The organism is Acinetobacter sp. YH12064, assembly GCF_013419735.1.
Lineage (GTDB): Bacteria > Pseudomonadota > Gammaproteobacteria > Pseudomonadales > Moraxellaceae > Acinetobacter > Acinetobacter amyesii.
This window is the reverse complement of sequence record NZ_VOZP01000007.1, coordinates 87133-110207: the sequence shown is the minus strand read 5'-3', so window position 1 is coordinate 110207 and position 23075 is coordinate 87133. Positions and strand designations below refer to the sequence as shown.

Here is a 23075-nt window from a genome sequence, read left to right as displayed (position 1 = left end):
CAAATAAAAAAAACCGCTCAGAAGAGCGGTTTTTTTATGTTTTTGACTTCAATGGATTAGAAGCGGTATTTCGCTGCTACACCAAATGAATTGTAGTCATTGTTGCCAACTTCACCGAAACCAACACGACCTTCAAGGCTCACTTGTTGGTTGAAGAATTTACGTGCATTGATCCCTACTTCGTTACGATCAGTGACATCGTTGTTGTAGTAGTCAGCACCAACACTGAATGTTTTGTCGATGAAGTAATCCGCTGCTAGATTGAATTCATCTAGATCACCGAATGCTGCACCCGCTTCAAGGTTGATGTCTTTACCATTGCTTAAAGTTGTTACGTATTTAGCACGTAAAGTTGGATCTACGCCGTCATCATCATCGTTATCCCAACCTTTCACACCAACTGCAACTAAGAAGCCTGGTGCTGGAAGATAACCGACTTCAGCGCCGTAGTAGGTTGTATCGTTGTCTACTGTGCCAAATGGAGTGTCAACTTCGACATTATTACGGCTTACATCACCAGATACATAGAAATCTGAGTTTGGTACGAAGTATTCGATACCAACGCCATAAGTATTGTCGTCAACATCGCCACGGTCAGCGAAAGTTGCATGTGCATTTACGTTACTTGCACGGTTTAAGAATGCAGCTTCTGCAAGAGGAGCGTTACGCGTTTGAACAGGGTTGAAGTAATAAGTACCGTTTACACCAAATTCACTGCCAGAGCTTCCATTATCTGGGTCGATGTAACCAGCTGAAGCGCCCACTTCTGCTTGATAAGCATGAGCTGTACCTGTAATAGCAAGTGCAGAAAGAAGTGCTGAAGCAATTGCGAGTTTTTTCATGGAAACTACCCCTCTAAATTGTTTGGCTAAATTTAATACATTTTTTGTTACAAGTTTTAGTCTAGAGAAATTTTAAAGATGGTCAATCGCTGCAAAGTTGTGGAACTGTGAATTCGGTAATTTTATGTAATTAAAATTATTTAAAATATTGAAAAGTATGTATTTATTTATAATGTTTTGTTTTATTAAAACTGTGTAGATAATATGAATTTGTGGGTTATTTGGTCAATAACTGGACTTTTTTTAAAGTAAATATTACATCGAAAAGAAAAAAGCACCTCAAAATAGAGGTGCTTTTTTAGCAAACTTCTAATTCAAACGAAATTAGAAACGGAAAGTTGCATTGATGTTGAACGCTTGAACGTCATCACCAAAACCAACTTGACCACCGATTGCTAGGTTCGGGTTAAGGAAATATTTTGAACGAATAGCGAAGTAATCCGTGTCTTCATCACCATCATCTTCGATGTTGTAAGATGCACCAATGCTAAAAGCTTGATCGAAGTAGTAGTCTGCGCCAATCGTAACAGAGTCTAAATCACCAAAAGCACCGTCTGCTTCAAGGTTGATGTATTGACCATTGTTCAACGGCGCAACATATTTTGCTTTAACAGCAAAACGGTTGTCTTCGTCTTCATCATTGTCGCCTTGATAGCCATCAATACCTGCAGCAAGTAAAAGGTTAGAAACAGGTAAATAACCCACTAATGCGCGGTAAGTAGTCACATCGTAGTCGTCATCATAAAGAGTTTGACCATATTCTGTTGCTTTAGCATTTTGTTGACCAAAACCAATTTCACCATTGAGGTAGAATTGATCGACAAAATATTCAATACCTGCGGTTAAGTGGTGAATATCAGATTCAGCTTTGAAACCAAAAACTTCATTGCTTTCCATAGTGTTATATGAATACCCAAGATAGGCATTGCTGTTATGACCTAGAAAAGCAGCTTCATTTAATGGACCATTACCAGTTTGTACTGAGTCAAAATACAAAGTACCTTTAAGATTGAATGTATTATCAGTATCAATAATATCATTGTCCCAATCTGTATAAGTAAAACCGCCATCAACTTGACCATCATAAGCAAAAGTTGATGAAGTGATAACAGCTAACCCTAGTGCAAGTAATGTCTTTTTCATAAAACCCTCGAAACATTATTGTTGTAAATAAAATGTAATAAATAGTAACGCGAGCGTATTGTTCATATTATGTGCATTGAAGTCAATGATTTGGATGATCAATCTGGCTGAATCTGTGCAAATTCTCTGTGATATAATAGGCGGCTATTTAAGCCAAATTTTTTGATTGAGAGTAATTCACGTGGAAATTAATCCGTATCTATTACAGCTAAAAGACTTAAACGACCGTGGTCAAACATTACGGGGGTATCTTTGACTACGATCTGAAAAAAGAGCGTTTAGAAGAGGTTCTACGTGAGCTGGAAGACCCAGCAATTTGGAATGATCAAAGCCGTGCACAAGCAATGGCAAAAGAAAAAGGTGAACTCGAAAACGTCATTAACGTGCTCGAAGGGCTTTCAACTAAACTAGAAGATGCCCAAGCGATGTTGGATCTTGCGGTTGAAGCAGAAGAAGAAAGCTTACTTGCAGATGTGCAAGCAGAGTTAACTTCAGCGGAAGCAGAACTTGCGAAATTAGAATTCCGTCGTATGTTCAGTAATCCGATGGACCCGAACCCATGCTATGTCGAAATTCAAGCGGGTTCTGGTGGTACTGAAGCACAGGATTGGGCATCCATGTTACTGCGTATGTATCTACGTTGGATTGAACGTCATGGCTTTAAAGCAGAAGTGATGGAAGAGTCTGATGGTGATGTGGCAGGGATCAAGTCTGCAACGATCCGTGTAGAAGGTGAGTATGCATATGGTTGGTTACGTACAGAATCTGGCGTACACCGTTTAGTCCGTAAGTCACCTTTTGACTCGGGTAATCGTCGCCATACTTCATTCTCAGCGGTTTTTGTATCGCCTGAAATTGATGACAATATTGAAATTGAAATCAATCCTGCTGATGTACGTACTGATACCTATCGTGCATCTGGTGCGGGTGGTCAGCACATTAACAAAACAGACTCTGCGGTACGTTTAACTCACGCTCCAACAGGGATTGTGGTGGCATGCCAGAACCAACGTTCACAGCACGCCAACCGTGACCATGCATGGAAACAGTTACGTGCAAAATTGTACGAACTTGAAATGCAAAAACGTAATGATGCGGCACAAGCGTTGGAAGACACCAAGTCAGATATCGGTTGGGGCAGCCAAATTCGTTCATACGTTTTAGATGACTCGCGTATTAAAGACTTACGTACCAGTGTAGAAAGTTCAAACACCGGTGCAGTGCTTGATGGTGATTTAGATAAGTTTATTGAAGCCAGCCTCAAACAAGGTTTGTAATTTAAATTTATATAGAAAACAAAGTTCTATCGGTTTTTGGTTAATATATCTATAAAAATCGATATAAAAATCGAAAAAATACGATATAGTATATTCAAGATGCTGAATAGAACTTTGTTGTCCAAATTTTTATTTAATTAAACCCGTTTAAATTATGGATATTGATTTAATTTTTAAAGCACTTGCCAATCCGACTCGACGTCAAATCTTGGAATGGTTAAAAACACCTGAACAATTTTTGTCAGAAGAACAATGTGGCGGCTTTAATCGTGGTGTATGCGCTGGCAATATCGAAAAACTCGGTAATGTTTCGCAGTCTACGATGTCTAATCATTTGTCTGTGTTACAACAGGCGGGCTTAATTCAAGCCGAGAAATATGGTCAATGGTCGTATTTTTCACGCAATGAAGAACTCATTCAGCAATATATTGATTATCTGCAGAACTCACTTTAAATCATTTTTCGCATTTGAAGTGTCAGGCGAGACATATATGGCTGAACTTAATACTCCTCTCATTTTGGGTGATTTACACCTCAAAAATCGCGTTGTAATGGCGCCACTAACCCGTAGTCGTGCAACCATTGACCGTGTTCCAACGCCGATGATGGCTGAATATTATGCACAGCGCGCAAGTGCTGGATTAATCATTTCAGAAGCAACAGTCATTTCAGAAGCAGCTAATGGCTATTTGCAGACGCCGGGTTTATTTACCGATGCTCAAGTTCAAGGCTGGAAACTGGTGACCCAAGCCGTACATGAACAGCAGGGTTTAATTGTGGCGCAATTGTGGCATGTCGGACGTGTCTCACATCCCGATCTTTTGGATGGTGATACACCGGTGTCTGCCAGTGCGGTACAACAGGCGGGTTATGTCAGTCTGCTTCGCCCAAAACGCGAATATGTCGTGCCACGTCCATTAGAGATTGCAGAAATCAAAAGCATTGTTGAGCAATACAAACAGTCAGCAATTAAAGCCAAAGAAGCCGGTTTTGATGGTGTGGAATTGCATGCGGCTAATGGTTATTTGATCGATCAATTCCTACAAAGCAAAACCAATCTACGTGAAGATGAGTATGGTGGTTCTGTCGAAAACCGCGCACGTTTATTGCTTGAAGTGGTGGATGCGCTGATCGAAGTGTGGGGTGCAGGTCGTGTAGGTGTGCATCTTGCGCCGCGTGGTGATGAACACGACATGGGTGATCATGATCCACGTGAAACCTTTGGCTATGCCTTAGAACAGTTGGGGCAGAGGAAGATTGCCTTCTTCTTTACCCGTGAATATCTGGCGGATGACAGTATTAGTGACTATCTGAAACAGCGCTCAAATGGTGTGCCGTACATTGCCAATATGCGTTTAAGCCGTGAAGATGCCGTTGATTTATTGGCCTCAGGTAAAGCCGATGCGGTGTCTTTTGGTAAAGCTTATATTGCCAATCCAGATTTGTTTGAACGTTTGCTAGCGAATGCTGCACTGAATGAATTGCAGTTGGAAAATATGATTGGGACAGATGTTGCCGAAGGCTATATTGATTATCCAAGCATGAAAAATAAATTTGGTTCAGGTCGTTCAACCTATTAATCGACACTTGAATACGCATTATCCATTAACATGTGGATAATGCTCTGATATATTCTGCCGATTCAAACCGTTTTTGAGCGTAATAATTTGACTACTCCTTTTTGGTATAACGCAGCTTTGGCGCTGATTAAGCCGCTATATCAATGGCGCATCAAAAAACGTGCTGAAGATCTCCAACTATATCAGCAAGAGTGTCTTGAGCGCTTTGGGCCATTTCAGCCGGTTAAAAACCGCAATGCAATTTGGTTTCATGTGGTTTCCGTCGGAGAAACCAACGCTGCGCAGCCGCTGATTGAACATTATCTCAAAGCAGGCCATCCAGTCTTAGTCACCAATACCACCAAAACCGGACAAGCGCGTGCGAAACAATTATTTTTAAAAGCACCGTATGAATCGCTATTTCAGGCCGTGTATCTGCCAGCAGATCAAAAAAAATTAGTCCGTCGTTTTATCGAAAAATATCAACCGAAAATGTTGGCTCTAGTCGAAACTGAACTCTGGCCAAATTTGATGATTGAAGCCGATCAGGCCAACGTTCCGTGTTTATTGATTAATGCCAGATTATCTGAAAAATCTGCGAAGGGTTATGGCAAAGTCCCGAGTTTGATGCAGCCGATGCTAAAGAGTTTGAAACAATTATTGGCGCAAGATCAGGCAACTTTAGCGCGATTTATTGAGTTGGGTGCAAACCCGCATACCAGTCAGGTCGTGGGAAGTATCAAATTTGATATTCATGCGCCAGATAGCTTTGTGCAACAAGCAGCGCAGTTGCGTCAAGATTGGGCTTTACAAGAGCGTAAAATCATCACCATTGCCAGTACGCATGCACCAGAAGAACAAAAACTGCTCGCGGCACTGCAGCCGATTTTGCAACAACAGCCTGAGCTGTTATGTATCGTCGTACCACGGCATCCTGAACGCTTTGATGAGGTTTTTTTAGAAGCGCAGAAACTGAATTTACGCACACAGCGCCGCAGCCTTAATCAGACCATTTTGCCTGATACACAAGTGTATTTAGCGGATAGTATGGGCGAATTATGGCTTTGGCTGGCACTGAGTCAGGCGTGTTTTGTGGGTGGATCGCTCAATGAACCTGGTGGTGGGCACAATATTTTAGAGCCCATTACGTTAAATGTGCCGACAGTTTTGGGTGAGAATTATTTTAATTTCCAGACCATTGTGGATGAGTTCGTTGCTGCTCAAGGCGTGAGAGTAGTGCAAGATGCAGAACAGGCTGCTCAGGTGTTGTTTGAGTTAATCGAAGATAAGCTTCAAGCTCAGTGTTTGAATGCTGCAGCGCAGCAGATTATGCAAAAGAATACTGGGTCGCTGCAAAAGCATATTCAGGTGATTGATCAGTACCTTTAAGTTTTAATTTTGCGATACATTAATTTTTATTAAGCAAGTTTTATCACGGCCTTATTTTATGGTGATCGTTGAACATCCTATTCGTAGGCATAATCTACTTTTAAAGGATTAAAAGTAGCAAAAATCCTCTGTACGCTGAAGGTACTTCCTGTACCTCAGCGCACAGGCGACATCCATGTCGCCTGTCCTCAATGACATATGCTTTGCGTGAATTGATATGGTTATTTATGAACATCGTCTTGCTTGATCCTCGTCAAACTGAATCTGAACTTTGGAGTATTAGCGCCAAACGTCAAATTGAGCATTTAAAAAACCATGTGAATATACAGGTGGGCGATACACTCAAAGTCGGGATTCGGGAAGGAAAGCGTTATTTAACCCAAATCATCAGTATCAGTGATGAGCGCATTCAACTTAAACCCTTACAAGAAGAAGAAGTACCTGCAAAGCATCCAGTGACTTTAATTGTGGCAATGCCTCGTCCGAAAGTGTTGCGCCGTCTGATCATGGATGCCGTCACCTTAGGTGTAGAAAAAATCATTTTGCTGCACAGTTATCGCGTGGATAAAAGCTATTGGCAGACACCATTTTTACAGCAGCTCGATCACTATGTGACGTTGGGTTTGGAGCAGGCAGGTGACACCATTGCGCCCAAAATTGAATTGTATAAACGCTTTAAACCCTTTGTGGAGGATGTTTTGCCGAGCATGATTTCATCGGACTATCCCGCTTATGTGGCGCACCCTTATGTCGAAGATGTGATGCCTGCAGGGATTCAACATAGATGTACGATCATTATTGGGCCTGAAGGTGGATTTATCCCTTATGAGGTCGATTTGCTCATAAAAAACGGTTGCCAAGCAGTCAGCTTAGGCAACCGAATTATCCGTACAGAAACTGTGATTCCGTACGTTTTAGGGCGATTATTTAGCTGTTGAAGCTTCTGTCTCAGCTTGATCACCACGGTAAACTTTCACTTCCTGTACAGGGTAAGGAATTGAAATACCATTTTGATTGAATGCTTGGATAACGTGTTCTTGCACTTCACTGATTGAGTTCGCAGTGGTGGTTTCTGTGGTATCTACCCACCAACGGACATTCAGATTGACTGAGAAATCAGCCAAAGCATTCACGTTTACGGTAAACGCAGGTTGGCTCAAGATGGTTGGGTCTTTGTCCAAAATAGCCAAAACAATATTTTTAGCTTTTTGAATGTCATCTTCATAACCAATACCCACCACAAATTCACAACGACGACGTTGATAAGCGGTATTCACCGTTACCGCACTGGTGTAAACCGTCGCGTTTGGAATCACGATACGACGACCATCTGGAGAACGTAGGAAGGTTGCACGGATCTGAATATCTTCAACCGTACCTTCCATGCCTGACACAATAATGTCGTCACCGATTTTGAATGGTTCACCGAGGAGAATCAAAATACCCGACAGTAAGTTCTGGAAAATATCTTTAAACGCGAAACCGATTGCGACCGAACCAATCCCCAATGCACTCATGAGCTGACCCGGTGTGAAACCTGGGATCGCAATGACCATTGCAATTAGGAAACCGAAGAACATAATGGCTGAGCTACCCACCCGGTTCAGGACCAAAACTAGATTTTGTTTTGAGTAAGAACGGTCAGTGAGCGCTTTACGAACAAAGAATCTAAAGAGTTTAGACAGTAGATAGAAGATCGTAAAAACAATTAATGCGATACAAATATATGGCAGGCGTTCCCAAAATCCATCGACAAATTTATCGATCGTTGAGTATGCGTCATTATATTTAGAGGTATGTTCCAGCACTGTTTGTGCGGTTTTTTCTGTTGCCTCTTGCAAAAGTTGAGTCGTGCCTTGAGTGACATCACTCAAGGCATTTTCTTTTTCAGCCACGAGTTTTCCAAATGTTCCGGTTTTTCGCTATTTTGCCTGAAATTAGTGGCGAAAATAACCCTCATTTACAGGCTTGCGAACAGATGTATCAAAATTCAGACAGGCTCAGATTCGGTCAGTGGCTTAGAAATATTCAGTGCCTTGTTGAATGATTTCTGTCGGCGATTCAATTTCACCGCTACCCATCATATACGAGGTGATGCTACCTGTAGCCAAGAGCGACAAGACACTGATTAAAATCATCAACCATGCCAGAATTTTTTCCCAAACGGCAGCAGGGCGTGGCGCGCCGTATTGATTTACGGTCGGTGTGCCTGAGGCCAATAATAAATACAGGATAAAGAATAGATTGATCACGGGGATAAATAAAAGTAGTAGCAACCAACCGGCTTTATTGAGGTCATGCAGTCGACGCACGATAAAGACACAATAAAAATAAATGTAAAGAATCATAATCGCCAAATAGGCGAGGCCAGATACCCCGGTGAATATGCCAACAAATTGCTCATTTAACGCCATGGTATTGATGTTGAAAATACCCACGGCAAGGCTTAAAGCGATTATGGCAAAAAAGCTGATGATATTGAGAAAGCCATACCAACCAATCATGCTCAGTCGACCAAAACGTCCATCAGGTTTTAGGGGATTATCCGATTTATTGGTCGTCTGACGGGAAAAGAAAGAAGAGTCATTGGTATTCATGCTTGGGTCAACTCAACGTATATGAAAGAATAAAAAAGCGAAGTGCTGAGTAAAATTACCTTTGCAGTATAGGTTTAATTGAACCGGTCAGATACTGAATTAAAACATGTTTTTGTTGAAATTTTGCTTATAGATGTGCTTTAAATGGGAAAGAATAATACGACCAAAGCATGATTGCTGCGATTAAAAAATAATCGTCATACTGCTGTGATGCAGGAATTATAAAAGTAGAAATGTGGCATGGCATCTCGTGATGAGATGAATCAGATCAAGGAAAATACAATATGAAAGAGATCTATCCAGTACCTGAAAGTTTCAAAAAAACCGCACGCATCAACGAGTCAGAGTACTTTGAGCGTTATCAAAAATCGATTGAACAACCAGATGAGTTTTGGGCGGAGCAAGCGCAAAAGATCGATTGGATCAAACCGTTTACCCAAGTTAAAAATACAAATTTTAAGCAAGATGATTTTAAGATCGAGTGGTTTGCTGATGGTGAACTGAATGTCAGTACCAACTGTCTCGATCGACATTTAAAAGAACATCCACATAAACCAGCCATTATTTGGGAAGGTGATCATCCTTCACGGCATAAAATTATTTCTTTTGAAGAACTGCATGATGAAACCTGCCGTTTTGCCAATGTGCTGAAAAAACATGGCGTGGGCAAAGGCGACCGTGTGGTGTTGTATATGCCAATGGTGCCCGAAGCGGCAATTGCGATGTTGGCCTGTACCCGAATTGGTGCAGTACATTGCGTGGTTTTTGGCGGTTTCTCACCAGACTCATTGGCAAGTCGTATCGATGATAGTCAGGCGAAAGTCGTGATTACTGCGGATTGTGGGATGCGTGGTGGCAAGCCCATTCCACTCAAAGAAAATGTCGATCTTGCACTCGACATTGACGGCACATCTTCGGTTCAAAATGTCATTGTGGTGCACCGTACAGGTAACCCGATCGAAATGAAAGCGGATCGTGACCTGTGGTATCACATGGAAATCATGTCGGTCAATGATATTTGTCCACCTGAACCTATGAATGCCGAGGACCCGCTATTTATTTTGTATACATCAGGTTCGACAGGAAAACCGAAAGGTGTATTGCATACTACAGGCGGCTATTTAACCTATGTGAATTGTACCTTCCGTGAAGTTTTTGACCTTAAACAAGATGATGTGTTTTGGTGTACTGCCGATGTTGGTTGGATTACGGGACATTCTTATGTGTTGTATGGGCCATTGTCGAATGGCACCACGACCGTGATGTTTGAAGGTGTACCACAATATCCAAGTTGGGCTCGGACCGGACATATTGTCGATAAACACAACGTCACTATTTTATATACGGCACCGACTGCAATCCGCGCCATGATGCGAGAAGGGGATGCCTTTGTCCGAGAAAGTGACCGCAGTAGTCTGCGTTTACTAGGTTCGGTGGGTGAACCCATTAACCCAGAGGCATGGAATTGGTACTACACCGTGGTAGGTGAAAGCCGCTGCCCAGTGGTGGATACATGGTGGCAAACAGAAACGGGTGGTTTCATGATTACGCCATTGCCTGGGGCAACTGATTTAAAACCAGGTTCGGCGACGCGCCCATTCTTTGGTGTACAACCTGCGATTGTCGATGCTGAAGGCAATGAGCTTGAAGGTGCCGTAGAAGGTAATTTAGTAATTAAGGATTCTTGGCCGGGACAAATGCGGACCATTTGGGGTGATCCTGAGCGCTTTATTGAGGCCTATTTCTCCACTTATCCGGGCACGTATTTTACAGGTGATGGCGCACGTCGTGACGAGTCTGGCTACTATTGGATTACGGGTCGTGTGGATGACGTTTTGAACGTTTCAGGACACCGATTGGGAACGGCTGAAATTGAAAGTGCGCTAGTTGCACATGATGCTGTGGCAGAGTCTGCGGTGGTGGGTATGCCGCATGATATTAAAGGGCAAGGGATTTGCGCCTTTGTGACCTTACAAGCAGGGACAGCAGAGACGGATGAGTTACGTCAGGAACTGGTGGCTTGGGTACGCAAAGTCCTTGGACCAGTGGCAACGCCAGATGCATTGCATTGGGCGCCGGCCTTACCGAAAACCCGTTCTGGTAAAATCATGCGCCGTATTTTAAGAAAAATTGCGGCAAATGAGCTGGACTCTTTAGGTGATACCTCGACCTTGGCAGAACCTCAAGTGGTTGAACATTTGATTACTACGGTTTATCCGAAGTCATAAGAACCATTTGAGCGTGAGTGATCACGTTCTGATGAAAGTTCACTATGGCTTATATGAAGGATTATTAAAGCAATAATGAACGTCCTTTCTCCTATAAAAGTTGATTAGGATGAAGGGACGTTCATGATGCATTTTATCCATCCTAAATACGACGTATAAAATGATCAAATTATAAGTCGCCTGAATTTAGGTGACTTAGATTTCATAAGATATAGATTTTACAGATATAGACTGCAGGCATTGAGATAAGCTGAATGCCTTTACTTTGTTAAGCTAAAACTGTAACAGAATAATCAGACAGACATATGAATGCTTCAACTCCATTGACTCAAGATCCGATCGATATTGCCAAAAAATTGGCGGCAGAATTTGCCACGACGGCTGCTCAGCGTGATAAGCAGGGGGGAAATCCCAAAGCTGAACGTGATTTGATTCGTCAAAGTGGTTTGCTTGCATTGTCCATTGGAAAACAATACGGTGGACAGGGGGCAGATTGGCTGATGATTTTTAAAACCATTCAAACCATTGCTCAAGTGGATAGCTCATTGGCGCATGTTTATGGTTTCCATCATTTATTGATTGCAACGGTACAGTTGTTCGCGCAGCCAGAGCAATATGGCCCGTGGTTTGAACAGACTGCACGTGAGCATTTATTTTGGGGCAACACCCTAAACCCTTTAGACCGCCGTACTACAGCGACGCAACTGTCTGAACATGAATATGTGTTTCATGGCGATAAAAGTTTTTGTTCGGGTTCCATGGATTCCGACATTTTGCTGTGTTCTGGCTTCAATGAAGATGGAAAATTATTGATCGGGGTGATTCCTACAGCACGTGAAGGCGTCAGTTTTCTCGGCGATTGGGACAATATGGGACAACGTCAAACCGACAGTGGAAGTAGCCATTTTGAACAAGTTAAAATTTCCAAAGATGAATTACTACTGAACCCGGGGCCTTTGAGTACACCGTATTCAAGCTTACGTCCTTTGATTGCACAGTTGATCTTTGTGCATATGTTTCTAGGGGTGGCAGAAGGGGCTTATGAAACAGCAAAAGAAACGGTACAAAGCCAAAAAGCATGGTCAAAATCTTTAGCTGAAAATGCTGTGAATGACCCATTTATTCAAAAGCATTTTGCTGAGTTTTATGTGCAATTAGAAAGTGTACGTTTATTGGCAGATAAAGCGGTTCAGCGTTTGCAATGGGCTTGGGAGATTGGTGAAGCTTTGACGGCGGAACAACGTGGAGAAGTCTCTATTGCGATTGCAACTGCCAAAATCGCAGCCACCAATAGCTCGCTATACATTACGCAAAATATTTTCCAAGTGATGGGCGCACGTGCCACAACTGCCAAACTAAATTTAGATCGCTTCTGGCGCAATGTACGTACCCAGACCTTACACGATCCGATTGATTATAAATATCAGGAGGTCGGTGAATGGGTGCTCACAGCCAAAGTGCCAGATCCAAGTTTTTATTCTTAAACGTATATTGCAAATGAGCCAATAAAAAGCCTCCGTTTTGGAGGCTTTTTTGCAATGTGCTGTCAGTCGATTTAACGCTGATGAATATTTTCTAAGGTATCAACTAAGGTTCGCGTTGTTTGATCAATCTCATAATTCACGGCATCACCGACTTGGACATCTTTCCATGTAGTGAGGCGCAGTGTTTCAGGAATAAGATCGATTGAAATTTCACTGCTAGCACGATCAACACGGTTCACAGTCAAACTACAACCATTGAGCCCAATAAAACCTTTGAGAAAGAAATATTTAATATTGCCTGCCGGAATGTGAATATCGAGATGAAAGGTTTCCCCGCGATGCTCTAAGTTTTTGATCGTGGCTGTGCCTTCGATATGACCATATAGATTGTGACCACCATTTTCTGCCCCAACTTTGGCTGAGCGTTCGACATTGACCTCATCACCAGCTTTGAGAGTTTTCAGCGTGGTGAGTTGATTGGTTAAATCAGAGACATCAAAATGCACTTGGTTGGCTGCCAAATCAATATGTGTGGCCGTTAAACACACGCCATTAATCGCCACACTTGCCCCGATAAAGACATCATGAAAAAAATTCTGATGATTTGAAATCACCAAGGTTGTGAAGCCATTACCTTGACGAATCTCTAAGACTTTTTCTAAACCTTGCACGATGCCTGTATACATGTGAGCGTCTCTAAAATGATTTGCGTTTTCTGTATTGTAGGGACAAAACGAACGCTCGGCTATGCTTTACAGTGACCATTTCAGTACAGTGTTTTGATCTCTAACAGTTCGATCTTGGCAATATCTACAATGCTCGGAATGTTTCAATTGCAGTTAAGCGAGACTGCTTTATATCGACGATCGGTTGAGGGTAATTCAATTCCAATTGAGGATTTTTGGCAAAGGGTTGGTGAATTTGTTTGGCATCCAAATCTGCGAGTTCAGGTAGCCATTGACGTAAATAATCCCCGTTCGGATCAAATTTCTGAGATTGGCTGATCGGGTTAAAAATCCGAAAATAAGGTACAGCATCTGTACCCGTCGAGGCGCACCATTGCCAACCGCCATTATTGGCTGCTAAGTCACCATCGACAAGGTGCTGCATAAACCATTGCTCCCCCAACCGCCAATCGATCAGTAGATTCTTACTGAGGAACATGGCACAAATCATCCGCACCCGATTATGCATCCAACCCGTAGCCAGTAGTTGACGCATCCCTGCATCGACGATCGGAATGCCCGTCTGGCCGTATTGCCACGCAGCAAAGTCTTGTGGTGCATGGCGCCATTTTATTTTTAAGGTTTTGGTTTGAAACGGCTGGTGCTGAGAAACTTGCGGGTAGTCAAATAAAATGTGCTGGTAAAATTCACGCCAAAGCAGCTCATCGAGCCAAGTTTGTTGTCCTCTGTGGTCGATCTGGAAATAGCCGCCTTGTTCACGAAACAGGGCTTGCAGACATTGGCGAATAGACAAGATGCCCAAGTTTAAATACATGCCAATTCGACTGGTTCCATTGAGCGCAGGAAAGTCCCGATCATCAGCATAACGATGCAGATGTTGTTCAATAAATTCATCTAAGCACTGTAGTGCGTGATCTTCTCCAATCGGCCAAAGCTCGATTTGAGTAGCTAACAGCGATGTGGGATAAAAAGGAGTTAAATCAAATTGATTTTGCCACAGCGGATGCGGTTCGAGAGCCGCTTGGGCTTCAATAGCGGGATAACAAGTAGGCAGACTGATGCTCAATTTTTCGTAGCAATTTTTCTTAAATGCACCGAAAACTTGATAAGGATGTCCAGATTGATTGCGAATACTGCCAACAGGAAACAGGGTGCGGTCATGGTACAGCTCAACAGAGATGTGCTGCTGTTCTAATAACTGTTGTACTTCGCGATCTCGTTTAAGCTCATTCACACCATGTTCAATATGTGCATGAACAGTGTGTATATTGAGCTGAGTACATAGGGTTAATAGCTCAGTGGCGATGTCTGACCAATGGGGAATATGCTGAATAATCAGTGGAATATTTAGCTCAGCCAATTGCTGTCGCAAAAGTTCCAGTTGGGCAAGATAGCGATGGATTTTAATGGGGGCATCGTCATGCCTTGCCCATTGTTCAGGAGAAAGCGCAATAAAGGCAATCGTTGGACCAGACTGTGTCGCCTGCCACAGTGCGCTATGGTCATGTCGTCTTAAATCTTGTCGAAACCAAACCAGTTGCATGTTTATTGCCTCGTTTGTGTTGGAAATATCACTGGAATTACGGGGGGTGTCAATTGGTGATAAAATCATCTAAAAAATATCGATTTTAATAAAAAACCATATAATATCTATCGTTTAACTTAACCGATTGCGCACAATTCTGTCAGCTTAAGCGTACAAGCAACGAAGTTTTTGACGCTAGGCGCACTTTTAAATTTTACCTAAGATGAACTCATACAGGAACAGGACGTTCCGGAACATAAAACAATAACAAAGTGTTCACCATCAGGACCGTGAAGCAAGACAGGAGTCATGCTTAAGTATCCATATAGAAAAAGCCCGACAGGATGTCGGGCTTTTTCTTTGTCTACAGGTCAGCTCATTTTCTAGAATCAGAGCATGTCTTTAAATGGTACTCGAGATAAAAAATCCCCTAAGCCGAGCCTTAGGGGAGGAAAGTGAAGTGAGCCAGTTGTGATTATTATGCTGATTACATGAGCTGTGACTGCATCAACAATTATGCTGATTTAGCCTGCACAACTTGCTGCTGTTGAGCTTCCAGTTCACGAACCAGTGGCAACACTTTTTCGCCAAAGTATTCCACTTCTTCAATGAAGTGGAGAAAACCTGAGAGAACCAAATCGACACCTACACTTTTGAGTTCCACAATGCGTTCGGCAATTTGTTGTGGCGTGCCAATCAGATTGGTTTTAAAGCCGTCGTTATATTGAACCAAATCTTCAAAAGTAGATTTTGCCCAGTTACCTTCGCCTTCTTTGGTGGATGCACCTGCTTCACGAGTTGCATCGCCAAAGGCATTGACCGCTTCAGTATTGGCATTGTCGATAATAGCTTGAAGCACCGCTTGGGCTTCTTCCTCCGTATCTCGGGCAATAATGAAGGCATTCACCCCGATTTTGACCTGATGGTTATTGGCCTTGGCTTTTTCACGGATATCATCGATCTGCTTTTTCAACTCAGCAGGGCTATTGCCGTTGGTGAAGTACCAATCGGAAACACGTGATGCCATGTCACGTGCTGCACGTGAACTGCCACCTTGGAAGATTTCAATATGCGGTTTTTGCACCGGTTTCGGAGATAGAGTGTAGTCTTTAAATTGATAGTATTTACCATCAAAACTAAAGTTATCCTGCGTCCAAACGCCTTTTAGGCTACGAATGAATTCTTCAGAACGCGCATAGCGTTGGTCATGCTCGGGCCATTCTTCTCCAATCGCATCAAACTCACCACGGAACCAACCACTCACGACATTAATCGCAATACGGCCATTGGTGAGATGATCGATGGTCGCCAATTGTTTCGCAGCCAGAGCTGGTTTCCAAGGGCCGGGTAAAATCGCTGCAATGACTTTGAGCTTTTCGGTTTTGGCCAAAATACCATGACTGAAACTCACCGACTCATGTTGATTTTCCGCGTTATAACCTGCGGTAAAACGAATTTGAGTCAGCGCATAATCAAAGCCACTTTTTTCTGCAGCTTGTGCCAAACGCACGTTATAGTCATAGCTCCAATCGGTACGCTGTTCAATATTACTGACCACCAAACCACCACTGACGTTTGGTACCCAATACGCAAATGTAATGTTTTTTTCTTGTACTGACATTTTGCAAACCCTCGGGATCGAATTGTTATGCTGTGGTGTTTAGGCCACTTGCGTTTTTGGCTTTTTACTATGCAGTCGAGCTTCAGCAGCATCCAAACTTGGAACGGCTGCAGAAGGAAGGACTTCTTCTTGCTCGATTTGCTTATTAATGCCCAAGTTTTGGTTGGCTTGTTGAGACTTGGCTTTCACCACTTCAGCACGCTGACCTTTGGCTGGAGCCCATTCCAAAATCGGCAGCGCACGTGCTACAGCTAAAGTAATGCGGTCACGGAGTAATTCACTATGAATGGTGTATTCAGGGGTGAAATCACGGTCTGTTGCATAGACCCCAATCGGCAATGTCTGCGCTTGGAAGAAGCTAAATAATGGACGCAGTTGATGTTCAAGCACTAAGGCATGGCGTTCAGAACCACCCGAAGCTGCAAGCAAGACAGGTACATCGACCAATGCAGTTTGTTCGACAAAGTCAAAGAAGTGTTTAAACAGACCTGTAAATGAAGCACGGTAAACGGGTGTTCCAACAATCAGTGCATCAGCAGCTTCAACAGCAGCAAGGTCATCTTGTACACGTTGTGGCAATTGGTTACGGTAAATCGCGCCACCTAATAAATTGCCAATTTCACTAAACTTAATAAAATGCACATTGATTGGAGTTGCATCACCGAGTTCATCAACAATGGCTTGTACCAAAGCTTCAGTTTTAGATGGATTGTTTAGACCACCTGACACAGCAACAATATTCAGGGGTTTTTGTAGATTAACTTGAGACATTTTTTAAACCTAAAAGTGTGGTTTCTCGGAATGCCTTTTATTAATCCCGATGGGTGGATCACTGTAAAATAACGAAAATCAGAAAAGTTATCTGATTTTTAGATATGTTGGAAAAACCAGAAGATTCGTGAAACTTCAAATTTTAAACTGTTGATATTTCAACATATAATGCTTAGATATAAGCATTTTTACTGTGTTGATAAAATTTATATGAAAATATGATTAGATTTAAAGATTTATAGAAAATGCGAAAAAAGACGCATTTTAGGTGAAAATCTACATTTTAAATGCAAAAAAATAAGTTCTTGCATATCCTTCACATAGCATGTGTGGTTAGAATAGGGTCATTGTGCACAAGATCTCTCACGTTGCTTATGAATATTTTAATCGTTGATGATCACCCGCTGTTTCGTCATGCTTTAATTCAGGCGGTTCGTTATAGTTTGCCTCAGGCGCAAATTCATGAGACTGCAGCAGTCAATGAATGCTATGAACGTCTTGAAAATGGCCCTGAGCCTGATCTTGTGTTATTGGATTTAAACTTGCCGGGTGCTTCAGGCTTTTCTGCCTTGGTGCATATTCGCGCACAATATCCATCGATTCCAATCATTGTGGTCTCTGCGCATGAAGAAGCGTCGATTATCCAACGGGCGATTGCACATGGCGCGATGGGTTATATTCCAAAATCTGCGCATCCAAGTCACATTGGTGAAGCGATTCGTCAAGTCTTAGAAGGCGAGATTTGGTTGCCACCAAATTTACCAGCCAATATGAACTTCGACCCACGTGCTGCAGATGAAACGGCATTGGCAGAACGTATTCAGTCTTTAACACCGCAACAATTCCGCGTGTTAATGATGGTGGCGGAAGGTTTGTTGAATAAACAAATTGCCTATGAGTTGGATGTGTCTGAAGCAACCATCAAAGCACATGTGACGGCGATTTTCCGTAAGTTGGGCGTACAAAACCGAACTCAAGCTGTTTTGGCAATTAATGCATTGAATATTGAAGAAAAGAAAATTTAAGGATTTTTTCAAAAAAAAAGACCTCCACGCTGGAGGTCTTTTTTTATGCTGTTTAAGCGCTAATGCTGGCGCTGGATCATTTCGGTGTAAATGCTGTTAGGTCTTTACATGCGGTTTAAAAGCAATAGAGTAATGCAACTTAACAATGACTTAAACAAACCACTTCAACTTAAGCAATATAGTCTTGCTTAGGCGTCAGATCGGTACAGTACAAAGGGTTGAGCGCACATTGCAATTCATCAATTTGTTCATCGGTCACATAGCCGCGCGCTTTGAGATAATCCGCGACACGGTCATCACGTAAACTCAAAAAGGCAGCGTCATAAACGCCCAAATCCACAAATAGGGCAGCAGTTTCTAAACTGTTAAAACGGTCCAGATAGACATCATTGTCATACATCAGGAAGATATGGTCTTGCTTGGAGTTGGCATCGACATTTAAACGTTGTGCCAATTCAAATGGCGCTGTTTTAATAAACAGTAAATCGGATAATTCATCAAACTGTGTTTTATCCAGCTGGTTTTTGTCGGTTTTGACTTTACCGAGCCACGCTTTGAACACCAATACCGCACCGCCGCGCAGTAGCATGCTCCAAATCTGATGACGGGTGTCCAAGCCTAAGCAATTGGATTCTGCTTCTAAATTTTGCAGCAGTAGGTCTTCTTGCTCTGCCAGTCGATCGAATAAGCCAAGACCTTGGGGTTTGTAGGCATTCGGCGCAAAGACATCAAAATTCAGTTCGTCAAACACCTGCAACGCGAGAGGAACGGCACTGCGATAGAGCGTTTCCAACGCTTCGACTTGCACATCACTTAATTTGCTGTGCTTAAATAATTGACGCCAATCGATCTCTGGCAAAATGGCATTGGCACCATACTGACGATGAAACTGTAGATTTTGATCAAAACCATGCGGCATTGTTTCTGAAATATTCACAAGATCACTCCTAATATGAGGGGGAGATCAGCTTCTCAAGTGTTGATTTATGACGCTTCTTGAATTGGCTTGAAACTGATCAACTTCTTATGAATATTTTTAAAACGAATGGCGGCAGCTAAATATAAGACTAAAGTTTTAGTTTTTATTTTTGGTTGTAAAAATCTTTTTTAAATCAAATATATTTTTAATTGTAACTAAGTGTACAAGTGTTCACTCATGCATTCGATATCTTTTGCCATAGGCAATCTAAATTTGATATTTATGGCTAATAAATAGACGAAATGTCGGGGCTATTTTGAATGATCTTGCCGCTGAGAAAAATTTTTTTGCCAGTTTGGTAAGTTTAAGTAAAAGCAAGGTAAACAAAAGCCCATTTCATGTGAATGAAATGGGCTACTTTTCACAGAGAGATGTCCTGTAACAGCGCTACTGATTTGAAATCTTCAAACCAGATAACCATGAACGGAGTGAAGCCGGTTTCAACGGTTTTTTCAGTAAGACGATGTTTAACTCTTTTAGACGTTGCGGTAATTCAGGATCAGAATCTGCGGTAATCAGCGCCACAGGGACATTTTCCTGACGGTTATCTAAAATAAAGTCGAGACCGATCTTATTATTATTTAAGTGTTGGTCAACCAACCAAACTTGAATATTTTCTTGTTGAATCAACTCCATGGCCTGTTCAGGTTCAGTGGCTTTAAAGACTTGATAGCCCCATTTGGTCAGTAAGGTCGACATCCCTTCCAAAATCGTTTCATCATTGTCTAAGCACAGAATCTTATAGGCTTTGGTTTTCAGCGGAACGGCTTGAGTCGGTGCAGCGACCACTTTTGGCGCAGCGACTACAGGGACTTCAATCATAAAGCATGAACCATGACCAAGTTCTGAGAACACATGTACTGGGTAGTCGAGTAAGCTGGTCATGCGTTGCACGATGGCTAAACCTAAGCCCAGACCCTGTTCACCCCATGGAGAGGTGTGTCCACAGCGTTCGAACTCTTGGAACAACTTAATGCGCTGTTCTTCCGCGATCCCAGGACCTGTATCCCAAACGCCAATACGAATATGCCCCGGACGTGCTGAACGTAGCACACCCACCACAACACGACCACGTGCTGTATAGCGTAGGGCATTGCTGACGAAGTTTTGAATAATACGACGAATCCACTGTGGATCCGTGTCAATCCAGAACTGAGCATCGTGTACGGTCAGTTTGATATTACGCTGAGCTGCAATCGATTTAAATTGCAGTTCAAGATCACTGAGTAAGTCATGTAGTGGATAAGGCTGACGTTTCGGTTGAATGGTTCCACCTTCGAGTCGTGCAATGTCCAAGAGGGCAGAGAGCATACTTTCCGCACCATGCAGCGCACGATCAAGTTGCTGAAGCGTTTTACGATCATCATCATTTTGTACGCTTTGCTCGAGGGCGGTACTAAACAGACGCGCAGCATGCATCGGTTGCAATAAGTCATGGCTTGCAGCAGCAATAAAGCGGCTTTTCGACATATTGGCTTTATCGGCTTGCTCACGTGCCAATTGTTGTTCAGACAGGGCGTCTGCCAACTGTTGGGTACGGTCTTGTACACGCCCTTCAAGCAAGGCTTCATTTTCACGGAATGCGGTAATATCGGCAAAGGTCGTGACGAAACCACCGCCTTCGATTGGGTTCCCGCGCATCTGAATTACACGACCATCTTTACGAATTCGTTCAAATTCGTGTGCGCTGCCGACTTGCATCCAATGCATGCGTTTACGCACATGTTCTTCGACTGAACCGGGACCACATTCGCCGCGTTCAGCGTTATAACGAATCAAGTCTGAAATTGGGCAACCGACGTAGACAATGTCTTTTGGATAATCAAATAGTTTGAGGTATTGATTGTTCCATGCCACCAAACACATATTTTCATCAACCACGGACACACCTTGAGTCATATGGTCGATCATGGTCATGATCAGGTTTTGGTTAAAGCGCTGCCACTGTGAGGCTTGGTCAAGAATATTGGCGACCTGACCGAGTGCTAAACCATTATTAACCATGGCTGTGGTGAGTAAGGTACGGGCAGATGCCGCACCGATGGTGCCTGCAAGATACTGTTCGGTAAAACGCCACCACATGCCGTTGGCGCTGCTATTTTCATTCAAAACGACATTGTTTTGTGCGCAGAACTGGTTGAAGGCACGCATGGTTGGACCTTCACCGGTAATGCGTTTTGCCAAAGTAATCAGATCACCTACTTTTAAGCGCGCCACATCATGGTGAATATAACTGATGTCATTCGATGTACTTTGAGCAGGAAGGGGCTTGGTTTCATAATAAAAGAAACTTTCGGCCTGAATTTGCTCGGCAACACTTGGACGGAAGACGCGGGAAATCCAAATATAGAGGGTGATATTTAAACCGAGTGCCCAAACTACGCCATGGGTAAGTGGATCGAAAGATTCAAACCCTAACAGTGCTTCAGGACGTAACCAACTCAAGCCTAGCGGACCCTGACTTAAAAGATTTTCGGTAAATGTTTTAAATTGTTCAGGTAAGCTACGCAATACGGTTGGTAATAACAGGGTATAAGCCCACATGCCAAAACCGACCAACAGACCCGCATATACACCTTGCTTACTTCCGCCACGCCAATACAAACCACCAATTAGCGCCGGTGCAAACTGTGCCACAGCACTGAAGGCCAATAGGCCAAATACCGATAATTGGTCAATGTCATTGAAGAAATGGAAGAACAAGAAGCCCAATAACATGACTGCTAAAATACACACACGACGTGTGAATTTCAGTACGAGTGGTAGGCGTTTGTCATGACGTGACAATAAGCGTGTACGCCACAGTGCAGGCATGATCAAGTCATTACTGAGCATAATCGACAAGGCCACTGACGACACCAACAGCATACCTGTCGAAGCTGAAAAACCACCGAGAAATGCAAGTAAGGTCAACCAGTCTTGGTTATAACTTAAAGGCAGTGAGAGCACGGCAACATCGGGTATTGCCAAGTAAGCCGGTGCTGCATGCAGCGCCCAACTGGCAATCGGGATGATCGCGATAATGGTTAAAATCAGATAAATGGCGAACCAACGACGAGCACCACGGATATGCTTTTCATCACGTAGTTCAACTACCGCGACATGGAACTGACGTGGTAGACAAATAATTGCTAAAGCAGCCAATAATGTTTGAATCCAAAAGCTTTCTGGCACACCTTTGAGCTGGACATCTTTAAATGTACTGCTAATATCATGGCTGATTTGCGCCATGTTTTCAGGTGATTCAAAAACAAAGAAAAATGCGACTGCAAGTAGTGCAAACAGCTTGACGAAAGACTCAAATGCCACAGCCAACATTAAGCCGCCGTGCTGTTCAGTATTGGCAATCTGTCGTGTCCCAAACATCATCGCCAAAATCGCCAATACACCGGTCAAAAACAGCACACTATTGGTGGTACCTGTCAGACCAGCGGTCGGTTCTAAAATGACCGTTGCACTTAGGGCAATCGCACGTAGCTGCAAGGCTAAATAGGGAATAATGGCAATCACGGCAAGGATCGTGACCAGTGAAGCTAAGGGGCCACTTTTACCATATCGTGCTGCTACAAAGTCGGCAATCGATGAAATGGCATGATGCTGACGGACACGCCCTAAACGTCGCCAAATATCATAGCCGAGCGCAACAAATAGCAGCGGTCCCAGATATATTGGTAGGAAAATAATGCCCTCACGAACGGCGGCACCCGTTGCGCCATAAAATGTCCAAGATGAACAATACACCCCTAAAGTTAGACTAAAGAGAAGCATTCTGCCGCGAGTACTGAGCCTGCTGGCATGCTTTTCACCAAAGAATGCACATACAAAGAGTAATGCGATGTAAAGGGCCAATACCCCGACGATAAGCCAACTATTCATAGAGCCTGCAGCATATTAATTCTCGCTTAATGATAACGCATCCATAGGCTTAGGGAGGTTATTGCTCAAAATT

Annotated in this window: 18 protein-coding genes; 8 read left to right on the top strand and 10 right to left on the bottom strand. The window is 43.0% G+C overall.

Annotation, left to right across the window (positions count from 1 at the left end; genetic code table 11):
- Positions 1-56 precede the first annotated feature (56 nt).
- A complete protein-coding gene (locus tag FTU13_RS08825) occupies positions 57-842 on the bottom strand; it encodes a putative porin (RefSeq protein ID WP_180024614.1) in 786 nt (261 codons plus the stop codon).
- Between the two features lie 324 nt (positions 843-1166).
- Positions 1167-1985: a putative porin gene (locus tag FTU13_RS08820; protein WP_180127405.1), complete on the bottom strand. Its 819-nt coding sequence runs from the start codon at positions 1983-1985 to the stop codon at positions 1167-1169.
- Between the two features lie 181 nt (positions 1986-2166).
- Between FTU13_RS08820 and prfB the strand changes: the two genes are divergently transcribed.
- The 5 genes from prfB to FTU13_RS08795 all read left to right on the top strand — a co-directional run bounded on the left by prfB (position 2167) and on the right by FTU13_RS08795 (position 7148).
- Positions 2167-3262, top strand: a protein-coding gene (prfB, locus tag FTU13_RS08815) for a peptide chain release factor 2 (RefSeq protein WP_180127403.1) whose coding sequence is annotated in 2 segments (ribosomal slippage) — positions 2167-2238 and positions 2240-3262 — 1095 coding nt in all. Because the reading frame shifts where the segments join, the coding sequence is not laid out codon by codon here.
- Positions 3263-3416: 154 nt separating this feature from the next.
- The gene (locus FTU13_RS08810; RefSeq protein ID WP_078190555.1) at positions 3417-3716 is read left to right on the top strand and encodes a helix-turn-helix transcriptional regulator; all 300 of its coding nucleotides are present in this window, start codon (positions 3417-3419) and stop codon (positions 3714-3716) included.
- Between the two features lie 37 nt (positions 3717-3753).
- Positions 3754-4842, top strand: a complete 1089-nt coding sequence (locus FTU13_RS08805; RefSeq protein ID WP_180084429.1) for an alkene reductase — start codon at positions 3754-3756, stop codon at positions 4840-4842.
- 87 nt (positions 4843-4929) lie between these two features.
- The gene (locus tag FTU13_RS08800; RefSeq protein ID WP_180127401.1) at positions 4930-6210 is read left to right on the top strand and encodes a 3-deoxy-D-manno-octulosonic acid transferase; all 1281 of its coding nucleotides are present in this window, start codon (positions 4930-4932) and stop codon (positions 6208-6210) included.
- Positions 6211-6437: 227 nt separating this feature from the next.
- The gene (locus FTU13_RS08795) at positions 6438-7148 is read left to right on the top strand and encodes a 16S rRNA (uracil(1498)-N(3))-methyltransferase (protein ID WP_180127399.1); all 711 of its coding nucleotides are present in this window, start codon (positions 6438-6440) and stop codon (positions 7146-7148) included.
- Here the strand turns inward: FTU13_RS08795 and FTU13_RS08790 are convergent.
- Positions 7134-8105, bottom strand: coding sequence for a mechanosensitive ion channel family protein (locus FTU13_RS08790; RefSeq protein WP_078193200.1), 972 nt, complete (start codon positions 8103-8105; stop codon positions 7134-7136). The two genes, FTU13_RS08795 and FTU13_RS08790, sit on opposite strands and share 15 nt — an antisense overlap.
- Before the next feature lie 123 nt (positions 8106-8228).
- A complete protein-coding gene (locus FTU13_RS08785) occupies positions 8229-8807 on the bottom strand; it encodes a DUF805 domain-containing protein (protein WP_180127397.1) in 579 nt (192 codons plus the stop codon).
- 284 nt (positions 8808-9091) lie between these two features.
- On the opposite strand from FTU13_RS08785, the gene acs reads away from it, so the two are divergent.
- Together acs and FTU13_RS08775 are read left to right on the top strand one after the other, a co-directional pair.
- A complete protein-coding gene (gene acs / locus FTU13_RS08780; protein WP_180127395.1) occupies positions 9092-11035 on the top strand; it encodes an acetate--CoA ligase in 1944 nt (647 codons plus the stop codon).
- A gap of 305 nt (positions 11036-11340) precedes the next feature.
- A complete protein-coding gene (locus FTU13_RS08775) occupies positions 11341-12519 on the top strand; it encodes an acyl-CoA dehydrogenase family protein (RefSeq protein ID WP_180127393.1) in 1179 nt (392 codons plus the stop codon).
- A gap of 71 nt (positions 12520-12590) precedes the next feature.
- On the opposite strand, the gene FTU13_RS08770 is transcribed toward FTU13_RS08775, so the two are convergent.
- The 4 genes from FTU13_RS08770 to msuE all read right to left on the bottom strand — a co-directional run bounded on the left by FTU13_RS08770 (position 12591) and on the right by msuE (position 17122).
- Complete coding sequence (locus FTU13_RS08770; RefSeq protein ID WP_180088755.1) at positions 12591-13205, bottom strand: riboflavin synthase subunit alpha; 615 nt, start codon at positions 13203-13205, stop codon at positions 12591-12593.
- Between the two features lie 124 nt (positions 13206-13329).
- Positions 13330-14748, bottom strand: a complete 1419-nt coding sequence (locus tag FTU13_RS08765) for a deoxyribodipyrimidine photo-lyase (protein WP_180127391.1) — start codon at positions 14746-14748, stop codon at positions 13330-13332.
- Between the two features lie 496 nt (positions 14749-15244).
- Positions 15245-16351 carry a dimethylsulfone monooxygenase SfnG gene (gene sfnG, locus FTU13_RS08760; protein ID WP_180127389.1) on the bottom strand — a complete coding sequence of 369 codons (1107 nt, stop codon included), beginning with the start codon at positions 16349-16351 and terminating at the stop codon, positions 15245-15247.
- Between the two features lie 39 nt (positions 16352-16390).
- Positions 16391-17122, bottom strand: a complete 732-nt coding sequence (msuE, locus tag FTU13_RS08755; protein ID WP_078190544.1) for an FMN reductase — start codon at positions 17120-17122, stop codon at positions 16391-16393.
- A 374-nt stretch (positions 17123-17496) separates the two neighbouring features.
- On the opposite strand from msuE, the gene FTU13_RS08750 reads away from it, so the two are divergent.
- Positions 17497-18147: a response regulator transcription factor gene (locus FTU13_RS08750; protein WP_078190543.1), complete on the top strand. Its 651-nt coding sequence runs from the start codon at positions 17497-17499 to the stop codon at positions 18145-18147.
- A gap of 169 nt (positions 18148-18316) precedes the next feature.
- Here the strand turns inward: FTU13_RS08750 and FTU13_RS08745 are convergent, their stop codons facing one another.
- Both FTU13_RS08745 and FTU13_RS08740 read right to left on the bottom strand, forming a co-directional pair.
- A complete protein-coding gene (locus tag FTU13_RS08745; protein ID WP_180127388.1) occupies positions 18317-19084 on the bottom strand; it encodes a hypothetical protein in 768 nt (255 codons plus the stop codon).
- 429 nt (positions 19085-19513) lie between these two features.
- A complete protein-coding gene (locus tag FTU13_RS08740; protein WP_078193193.1) occupies positions 19514-23002 on the bottom strand; it encodes a PAS domain-containing hybrid sensor histidine kinase/response regulator in 3489 nt (1162 codons plus the stop codon).
- Positions 23003-23075: the final 73 nt, after the last annotated feature.